This is a genomic window from Amycolatopsis sp. NPDC033938, from assembly GCF_055575975.1.
Genome location: NZ_JBVIRO010000034.1, coordinates 1 through 9,748, shown reverse-complemented (window position 1 = coordinate 9,748; position 9,748 = coordinate 1). Strand labels below are relative to the sequence as shown.

The window sequence follows — 9,748 nt, the reverse complement described above, 5'->3', positions numbered from 1 at the left end:
TTGAAGGCGGACCGACGAATCCGCATTTAGTCCTCTGAATGCGCGGACGTGGCCACACATCGTTGCGCCGCAACGAAACTCGCCCACGCCACCAGCTCGATCAGCTCTCGATCGCCCAAGCCCGCCGCGGCGACCAGTGCGTCGTCGACCTGATACGGCGCTTTCGCGACGACCAAGGCCAAGCGGGCGGACGGCTCGTCGACGACGTCCACCCAGGAACGGCTCAATCCGGGTGGCGAGCCGTCCCAAGTGGACAGTTCGCGGGACACGACATCCCGCACGGCAGAAGAGATCGCCAGCGCCGAAAACGCGGCTTCAGCACGGGAGAAGGCATCCTCGACGACCGGATTCCCTTCGGCCCAGCCGAAATCCCGGGAACCCGGAGGCAGGAACTCCAGCGAGTCACCGGGCGGGGCGTCTTCGACAGGTTTCAGGAACCGGCCGAGCACCGCCTTCGCCTTCGCCCGTGCGGAATCCGGCACGGACGAAGGCAACGGCGACGGCCCGAGGAACACGCTCACCACCCGGTTCAGGTAGTGGAACGCGAACTCGACCGCGGTCAGCTCCGACCGGGCCGCCTCCGACAACGTCGCCGAAGCGCGTGGATCCGCCACGGGACGACCGGCGGCGATCGCCGAAGCCACCGAAGAGTGGCCGAGCGAATCCAGCGCCATGCCGTGCACCTCGACGCAAAAGGGGCACGAATTCGCCTGCGACACCAGGGTGGCGACGACCTCCCGGTCCGCCCGGCTCGTCGCCCCCGCCGCCACCAGCGATTCCCGCAGCAGCAGCCAGCTCGCGGCGAGAACCGGTGGTGACGGCGAGTGCAGCGCCACCGGCGGGGCCAGCATGCCGAAGTCCCGCTCGATCTGTCGATAGACGTCACGGACGAGTCCGGTCGCCCGGCCGTAGGAGACCGGCCGGACGTACCGGACTTCGCGCAAGGCCCGTCGTAAAGCCAGCTTCACCGGTTTGGGGGCCATGATCAGCTTCCGGCCACCAGCGACAGCTTGCCGACCGCTCGGCGCCCGGTGATCGAACCGTCCGGCGCCGGAGCGCCGTAGGAGACGTCGACCCCGCGCGCCTGCAGCGCCCGCACGATTCCCGGCACCGAACGCTCGGCGAGCGCCGCGATCGTCATCGCCGGGTTCACCGTCAGCGCGCCCGGCACGGAAGCGCTGTCGGTCACGAAGATCCCGGGATGGTCGCGGAGTTCGTGGTTCGGGTGCAACGCCGAGGTCTTCGGGTCGTCACCGATCCGGCACGAGGCCAGCGGGTGCACGGTGTACGCGCCGACGACGTCGTTGGTCCACGGCGAGACCTTCGCCAGGCCGTCCTTCTCCAGGATCTCCTTGCATTCCGCGTCGGCCAGCGACCAGCCGTGCAGGGTGTTCGGTGTCGGGTCGTACTTCAGCGGCCCTCGGCCCAGCATCTGCTGCGAGATGCGGTAGGCGTTGCCGGTGGGCGGCGGAGCGCCGAAGACACCCTCGTTGTCGTCCTCGGTCATCAGGAAGATGGTGAGCCAGGAGGCCCACTTCTTGAGGATCTCCTTCTTCTGCGCCCCGAACCAGCGTGGCTCGTCACCGCCTGGCACCTGCGCGAGGATCGTCCCCAGGCCCGGCGGGAAGTACAGCTGTTCCAGCGAGTACCGCTCGTACTCCGGCAGCGAACCGTCGAGTTTGTCCCAGTTCGCCACGGTCGGGCCCTTGCCGATGTGGTTGGCCTCGTAGACCTTTCCGTCCTCGCGGGACAGTCCGAGCACCTCGCGGACGCGCTCCTCGTCGATGATCGCGGTGTTGAGCCGCTCACCGTTGCCCGAGAAGTACCGGCCGACCGCGTGCGGCATGGTGCCCAGCGCGGACTCCGAACGCTGCAGGATCACCGGCGTCGCACCTGCGCCGGCGGCGATGATGACGATCTTCGCGTCGATCGTCCCGCCGCCGGAGTGCACGCGGTAATCCTCGTCGTCGACGATGTTGAAATGCACGCGGTAGTCGCCGTCGTCGATCCGCTCGATCCGCTGGACCTCGTGCAGCGGCCGGATCTGCGCGCCGTGCGCGAGCGCGGCGGGAAGGTAGTTGGTCAGCAATGAGCGCTTCGCGTCGAAGCGGCAGCCGGCCATCATGAAGTTGCAGTTGACGCAGCGGTCGTTGTCCACCGCGACCGGCGCGGGATTCGCGGTACGCCCGGAGTGATCGCAGAACGCCGCCCACAGCCCACCGGCGTAGGACACGTCGTTCCAGTCCTGTTTGGACACCGGCAGCGATTCCGAAACCCGGTCGTACCAGGGCTCCAGCGAATCCCGCGTGATCGCCGAAGGCCACATGCGGCGGCCGATGCTGCCGTGCCGTTCGAAGACGAACTTCGGCGCCCGCGGCATCGCGGCGAAGTACACGACACTGCCACCGCCGACGCAGTTGCCGCCCAGCACGCTCATCCCGTCGCCGACGACGAAGTCGAACGCCCGGGTGTAGGACGAACCGAGCAGGTAGTCGTGCTCGAAGTCCTTGGTCTCCAGCCACGGTCCGCGTTCCAGCACGGTGACCTTCGCCCCGCCCGCGGCCAGATGGTACGCGGGGATCGAACCACCGAACCCGCTGCCGACGATGACGACGTCGGTCTTGTCGTAGGCAGTCATGCGGGGCTCCCGGAAGGCGTGGTGTCAGGGTGGAGTTTCGCCAGTTCGCGGCGATACGAGAACTTCGGGAACCGCCACAGGCCGTCCGCATCCGGCGCGGTGTACCCCATCGCCAGCAGACCGGGGTGGCCCTCGGCGATGGCCTCGGCGGTGTGCTTGTGCGCCGCGCTGTCGAAGGACATGTTGCAGAACAAGGCGAGGCTGACCCAGCCGTCCTTCTCCGGATGCCCCGGCGCGGTCAGCGACCGCACGAGCGCCGTCCTGTCCGAGAAGGACAGTGCGACGAACGGGGGCAGCTCCTCGGCGAGCGTGAGGTCGTGTTCCTTGGCGTAGACCTTCGCGTGCTCGTTGAGGGACTGCGCGAGATACGGCAATCCGACGGTCACCCCGGTCGCCTCGGTGTGCAGCAGTTCGAGCGCGCCTGCCACGACCGCACCCGGCCCCGGCGCGGCGCCGGCGATCGCGTGGTCGCCGGGAAACCGCTTCTCCCCCGGCAAGATCGTGTCCGCGTAGGCCTCCAAAGTGGACACCTTGGCCTGTTCGTCCGCTTCCACGGAACCTACCTCCTGTTCCTGGTGTGCACGGTCATCGGCAGCCCGCCGCGCACCCGGAGCGACAGCATCGCCTCGGGAACCACGTCGTAGCCCGGGAGTTTCCTGAGCTCGAGGTCACGCAGGACCATCGTCAGCACGAAAACGGCCTCCATCACGCCGAGGCTGTTGCCGATGCAGAACCGCGGCCCGGCGCCGAACGGGATGTAGGCGTACCGGGGCCGCCCGCTCGGCCGGTCCGGATCGAACCGGTCCGGATCGAACTTCTCCGGCTCCGGCCAGAAATCCGGATGCCGGTGCAGCGTGTAGGGCACGACGACGACGTCGGATCCGGCCGGGATGTGGTAGCCGCCGATCTCGTCGTCGGCCTGCGCCACCCTCGGCAGCAGCCACACCGGCGGGTACAGCCGCATGACCTCTTCGACGACGCGCGCCGTGTACGGCAACCGGTGCAGATCCTCGTGGGTCGGCAGCTGGTCACCGAGTACCGCGTCCGCCTCGGCACGGAGTTTCTCCGCGACTTCGGGATGTTCGTCGAGCAGATGGAACGCCCAGCCGAGCGTGCTCGCCGTCGTCTCGTGCCCGGCCAGCAGCAGGGTGATCAGCTCGTCCCGCATCTGCTCGCGCGTCCCGGCCGAGTCGATGAGGCGGGACAGGACGTCCTCACCGTTCTCGACCGGGTTCGCGAACCGTTGCTCGACGAGTTCCTCGGCGATCCGGCGCAGGTCGTCGCGCGACTCCCGGAACCGCAGTTGTTTCTTCAGCGGAGCCCACTGCGGGACCATGCTCAGCGTCACCGCTTCGAACATCGCCTGGTCCTGCACGGCCTCGAAGGAGTGCCCCAGCGAGGTGAACCCGCCGAGATCCGCGTCGAGCAACGTCTTGCCGAGCACACCGAGGGTCAGCCCGGTCATCTCGTGCAGGATCTCCACCGGCCCGGTCGTGTCCCGCAGTCGTTTCACGAGTCCTTCGACCTCGTTCGCGACGACGGAGGCCTGCCGCGCGATCCGTTTCGGCTGGAACACCGGCTGGATCGTGCGGCGCTGCTTCTTCCAGGTCTCGCCGTCGCTGGTGAGCAGCCCGTCGCCGAGCGCCCGCCTCGCCTCCTGGAGGCCGATTCCCTTGTGGTAGTTGGCCGCGTTGTCGGCGAGCACGTGTTTCGCCAGCTCGGGGTGGTTCACCAGGTACATCGTCTTGGGACCGATCGCGATCCGGACGACGTCCCCGTGCGCCTGGGCCGAATCCGACATGAGCGCCAGCCGGTCGGTGAACAGCTTCTTCAGCAGCCCGAAGGTCGCTCGGCGCGGCGGCCCAGGCGGGGCCGCCCTCGGCGTACTCACCTGCCGGGTCATGCCGCCACGGCCCCGGTTTCCGTTTCCGGCTTCTCGGCCGGCTTGGGCAGGGTCGTGATTTCGGCCGACTTCGCCTGCTCGGCCTCCCACTTCTCGGTGGCCTTCTTGGAGAAGTGCAGGCCCCACAGGAAGGCGCCGCGGATCAGGCAGACCAGTGCGGTGGCGAGGAACAGCCCGTACGCCACGTGGACCACCATGAAGAACCCGTAGGCAAGCGCCACCCCCGAACCGAACAGGACCTGCGACGCGGGCTTCGACGGCGTCGTCCCCGGGTCGGTGACCATGTAGTTCGTGTAGAGCACGAACGCCACCCCGGTCATCATCCCGAGCGCGCCGGGGATCGCGGTGTCGAACACCAGACCACGGACGATCGCCTGGAGCGCGAAGGTGAGGAGCCACGCGCCGATCAGCCACATCCGCTGGGTCAGCATCGCGTTGAGCACGGTGCCCGACACGATGATGATGCCGACGATCAGCCAGCCGACCCACGAGTCGACCTTTTCGGTGAAGTGGTACGGCGGCGCGATGCTCGCCCAGGGGAACACCAGCAGGATGATCGTGATGCCGAAGTTCGACGGGTTCATGTAGTGCCGGAACCTGCCGCGCACCGGCGCCTGCAGCACCCACTTGGCGCCGACGGCGACCACCACGCCGAACATCATCACCAGCACCTGGTCGTTGACGTAGGTCAGCATGTTCAGCGCGAGACCGGTGATGTGTGCCGGGAAGAGGAACTCCACCAGGCCCTTGAACCCGTTGCCGCGGAAGCGAACCGGCCGCCCCTGTGCCCTGGCGCCGATGATCTCCAGCAGGATTTCCGTGGTGTACGCGGTCGCCAGCGCGATGAACGGGTAGGTCCACGGCTGCTCGAAACCGAGCACGGTGTAGCCGATGATGTTGAAGATCGAGATCGAGATCGCGAACCGGCGAAGGGCCGTGATCGTCTTGTTGCTCTTCGGTGCGGCGAGTGTCTGCTCTGCCATGACGGTTACTTCTCCTTCGCCTGGGTGCCGAGCTGGAGCGTGTGGCTGCCCGGGGCCAGCTGGATCTCCTGCGTTCGGATCTGCCCGGTCAGGTCGCGCCACTGCAGGCAGACCTTCACCGGCCCGGTGACCTTGCCGAGTCCGATCTGGACCTCGTGGCTGCGCTTGCCGGAGTGGCCGCTGCCGCCGTCGACGCGGTCCATGTACTTCTTGCCGTCGGGGGTGATGACGGTGACCTCGGCGCCGATCGCCGCGGTACCCGCGGCCTTGAGCGGACCGTCGGCCGGAGCCTTGTCCTGGAACAGCTTCAGGTTCAGGTACGAACCCGAGTCGGGGCTGACGTTGTGGTAGAAGATCGGCTGCTCCCACTGGCGGGCCACGGCGAAGTCGAGCTTGCCGTCACCGTCGGCGTCACCGGTGGCGATACCGCGGGTGGGCACCGGGACCGCGAGACCGAGGCGCGGGGCCAGGTCGGTGTAGCGGCCGTCGGCGCTCTTGGCCCAGAAGTGCAGGGTGTGGTCGCCACCGACGTCGTCACCGGCGCGCATGTTCGGCCAGAAGTACGGGTGCTTCAGCAGTTCGTCGTTGGAGGTCGCCAGTTCCTGCAGCTGCGGCCAGCGGTTGACGTCGCCCTTGACGAAACCGGTCGCCTGGGTGATCACCGATTCACCGCTGTTGTTGTAGTCGGCGATCTTGACGTCCCAGCCCCAGCCGGACCACGCGGTGCCCGCCTGTGCGCTGCGGTCCACCCACGGCGCCTCGCCACCCTGCAGACGGCCACGCAGATCCGCGGTGTCCTTGGCGGTGTTCATGAACTGGAAGTGGCTTTCCTCGATGCCCCACGACGTCGTGATGTTGCTGACGTACATGTCGTAGAGGCCGTCGTGGTTCAGATCGGCGAAGTCGACGCCCATGCCCTTGAAGGAGTCGTTACCGACCACTTTGGACTTCGGCTCGGTGGCGCCGCGGATACCCTTCACCTCGGCGAAGGAGGTCTTTCCCGCCGTGGACTTGTTGTACAGCAGGCGGTCGTGGCCGAAGTCGTTGCCGATGTAGAGCTCCGGCAGGTTGTCGCCGTCGACGTCGGTGGCGCTGGCAGCCAGCGACCAGCCGCCGCGGGCGTCGGCCGGGATGGCCTGGTCGTCGCACTGGAAGGTGACCGAAGGCTTGCCTGTCTGGGTGGAGGCGCCGGTGAAGCGGAAGATGTACTTGCCACCCGCGTTGTCGGCGTGCGACATCGACTTGTTCATCTCGACCCCGCCGTCGACCCGATCGTCCAGCACCGCGCTGTCGGGGAAGTAGTTGCCGATGAAGATGTCCTGGTGGCCGTCGCCGTCGAAGTCGCCCACGGTCGCGGCGTTGGTGTTCCACAGTGGGCCGGAGTACTCACCGTTCTTGACGTTGTTGCCCGGCACCAGTTCCACCGGTACGTAGGACTTCGCCGCGAGTGTGGTCGCGGCGGGGTTCGCGAGGAACACGATCGGCGTGCGGCCCCAGTAGTAGGCCAGCAGGTCGACCCGGCCGTCCTCGTTGAAGTCACCCGGCACGCAGCCCATGGGCGCGATGTACTTGCCCATCGGCAGCGGCGCGGCGTCGAGCGCGAACGGCGCGTACCGGTCGCCGCCCTTGCCCGGTGTCGGGGTGACGACCACCTGGTCGCTGCGCGGGTCCACGAAGCACAGGTCGTTGGCGAGCTTGTCGCCGTCGAGGTCGTTGACCGCGACCGCGGCGCCGACCGAGGAGATCCAGGCGCGGATGTGCTCGTATTCCTTGTTCACCGTCCGGATCGACTGGCTCTTCGCCGCCTCCGGCAGGGCGATCGTCAGGGGTTCGAACGCGTACTTCGAGGCCATGGTGTCCGCCTCGGCGGTCGAGACCGTCGGCAGCTGTGCCACCACGAACAGTCCCGCCATCAGCAACAGCGCCACGATGCCCGCAAGCTGCTTGCGGAGCCAGCCCAAGGTCGCGGTCATTTCCCTGCACCTCCAGAAGTCAGAACCTCGGCGGCGATGCGCTGCCGCCAGGTTTCGAAATGCGGGAGTTCACCGTCGACGACCACAGCGGGGCGAACTTCCTGGGTGATGGCCGCGGCGCGCTCGGCCGGCAGCCCGCAGATCGCCTGGGTGGCGACCTCGGTCTCGGGGATCAGCAGCCCGGCACGGACGCGGGCTTCGGCGGCGAAAGCGCTGCCCTGGGCGAGGTTTCCGCGATACTCACCCGCGAACTCGGCGAGTTTCAGCAGTTCGTCGCCGGTGACACCGCACGCGTAGGTCGAGGCGAGCCCGACTCCGGCGTAGAGATCTCCGTGGCGCCGCTTGGGGAACCGCGCGATCGTGTCGGCGACCAGATCGACGTCGGTGCCGCAGACGAACCACAGCGCCCGGCCGATGCCCTGGTCGATCGCCCGCAACGAATAGCCGTTGTTGCCGGCGGGCCAGTCGAAGTCCGGGTCCTGGAACTGACCGTCGATGTATTTCGCGGTCTTGAAGTAGGCCTGGTGGAAGCCATATCCGTCGAGCACCAGCCAGCGCAGCAACGGATCGAAGTCCTCGGCCGACGGCCAGCGGAACCGCGGGAGCCGCGCCATCGCCCAGCCGACACCGACGTAGATGATGTAGTCGTGCTTCTCGCCGGGGCCGTCGAGGAAGTCCGCGATATGCCCGCGGCCGCCCCCTGGCAGGCCGTCGAGCATTCCGTAGCCCATTCCCGCGCCCTCGTAAGCGAAGCCGCGGTATTTGACCGGAATACGCTCAAGCCATTCTTCGGCCTGTTCGACGGAACGCGCTTCCACGGCATGCGCGTAGCCGAGGAGGAATTTTTCCCCGACGGTCTCCAGCAGTTCTTGAGCGGCTGGGCTCTTCTTGTGGAAACCCCGCTTTTCCAGCGACGTCTCGGAGACGTCCGGTGTGATCATGCGACGTCTTAACGTGCGCCAACCATTGCCCAACGCACTCTCCCCCTAACGGGTGGATTCGAATTCTGCGGTCTGGTTAAAGGCTCACATGCGCGGCGACGCCCCAGCTACTCCACGGTTGCGCCCGCGGTTCTCCCGGTTTGCGTGACCGGGAGAACCGGGGAATAGCCCTCAGGCCACCGCGCGGAGGTAGTCCGTGGCAGGCATGGTCATCCGATTACCGGTGGAGGTCGGGCCACCGGCGAGGGTGATCGCCATCGGCGCGTCGGTCGGCTGCGGGGTGCGCATCGGCATCCGCAGGTGGACCCGGCCGTAGCGGGTGATGTCGACGCGGCCGGGCAGTGTGCCCACCGAGAACGACGACGCCGCGGTGCCCGCCGCGTGCTCGGCGACCGCGATCACGGTCCACCGGCCCTCGGGGACGTTCTGGATCTCGATGTCCGCCGAAAGGACGTTCGCCCTGCCGCCGAACGCGACCGGCCCGCACTGCGGGATCGACTCGGCGAACAGTCCGATGAGGACACACGCCGGGCCTGCCCCGCGCGGGGTTTCGACCCGCACGCTGATCGTGCCGGTGCCGGCGCGCATCGAGGCACAGCCCATTCCGGCGCTGTGCAACGCTTCCAGCGACGGCAGCCGCTGGAAATGCGGTGCCAGCGCCACGAGCAGTTCGCCGACCTCGGGATCGCGGTACTGGGTCGGGGTCATCCCGACCGCACGGGTGAAGCGGCTGGTGAACGTGCCGACACTGCTGTAGCCGACACTGCACACGATGTCCGACACCGTCAGTGATGTCGTCAGCAGCAGCCGTTTCGCTTCGAAGAGGCGGATCGCGGTGAGATACCGGCCGGGGGTCACACCGGTCGCCTTGGTGAAGATCCGCGAGAAGTGGAACGGGCTGACGAAGACTTCCGATGCCAGGTCGCCCAGGGTGATCGGGTCGAAGTACCTCGCGTGCATCGACGAGATGGCCTGCAGCACCGCCGGTTGCAGGGGTGACGCCGGCTCGGGGAGCCGACCGGGTTCGATGACGCCTTTCTCGTTCGCCGCCGTGGCGACTGTTCGTAGCTGCATCAAGACCAACCTCGGATTCGCTGTCGCTTTTCCTCTGCTCTCCAGCAAACGCGGCGGAGGTTTCGGAGCACTCGACACGCGATGGAGGTGTGGTCTACCCAGGCATTATCCTCGCCTGCGCGATCGGGTCGTGAGTGGCATTTCGGGTTAGAGCCTGTTCCTAAACCTGTTAGTCGTCGCGCCATTGGTTGGTGTTAGTGGGGTCGTGGCGGGTGAGTTTGCGGGTCATGGTGGTG

8 protein-coding genes are annotated in these 9,748 nt (G+C 67.4%); all 8 read right to left on the bottom strand.

Going from position 1 to position 9,748, the window contains the following annotated elements; translation table 11 throughout:
- Positions 1 to 26 precede the first annotated feature (26 nt).
- Entirely contained in the window at positions 27 to 983 is a 957-nt protein-coding gene (locus tag ACZ5ZX_RS40795) for a carboxymuconolactone decarboxylase family protein (RefSeq protein WP_465507366.1), read from the bottom strand.
- A 2-nt stretch (positions 984 to 985) separates the two neighbouring features.
- A complete protein-coding gene (locus ACZ5ZX_RS40790; RefSeq protein ID WP_465507365.1) occupies positions 986 to 2,638 on the bottom strand; it encodes a GMC family oxidoreductase N-terminal domain-containing protein in 1,653 nt (550 codons plus the stop codon).
- Entirely contained in the window at positions 2,635 to 3,192 is a 558-nt protein-coding gene (locus ACZ5ZX_RS40785; protein ID WP_465507364.1) for a DUF5987 family protein, read from the bottom strand. Before ACZ5ZX_RS40785 ends, ACZ5ZX_RS40790 begins: the two co-directional genes overlap by 4 nt.
- 5 nt (positions 3,193 to 3,197) lie before the next feature.
- Positions 3,198 to 4,541, bottom strand: a complete 1,344-nt coding sequence (locus ACZ5ZX_RS40780) for a cytochrome P450 (RefSeq protein WP_465507363.1) — start codon at positions 4,539 to 4,541, stop codon at positions 3,198 to 3,200.
- Complete coding sequence (locus tag ACZ5ZX_RS40775) at positions 4,538 to 5,524, bottom strand: enediyne biosynthesis protein (RefSeq protein WP_465507362.1); 987 nt, start codon at positions 5,522 to 5,524, stop codon at positions 4,538 to 4,540. The genes ACZ5ZX_RS40780 and ACZ5ZX_RS40775 overlap by 4 nt, the downstream gene beginning before the upstream one ends.
- A gap of 5 nt (positions 5,525 to 5,529) precedes the next feature.
- Complete coding sequence (locus ACZ5ZX_RS40770) at positions 5,530 to 7,497, bottom strand: CRTAC1 family protein (RefSeq protein WP_465507361.1); 1,968 nt, start codon at positions 7,495 to 7,497, stop codon at positions 5,530 to 5,532.
- Entirely contained in the window at positions 7,494 to 8,471 is a 978-nt protein-coding gene (locus ACZ5ZX_RS40765) for a DUF1702 family protein (protein WP_465507360.1), read from the bottom strand. Before ACZ5ZX_RS40765 ends, ACZ5ZX_RS40770 begins: the two co-directional genes overlap by 4 nt.
- Before the next feature lie 138 nt (positions 8,472 to 8,609).
- Positions 8,610 to 9,512, bottom strand: coding sequence for a helix-turn-helix domain-containing protein (locus tag ACZ5ZX_RS40760; RefSeq protein WP_465507359.1), 903 nt, complete (start codon positions 9,510 to 9,512; stop codon positions 8,610 to 8,612).
- Positions 9,513 to 9,748 lie beyond the last annotated feature (236 nt).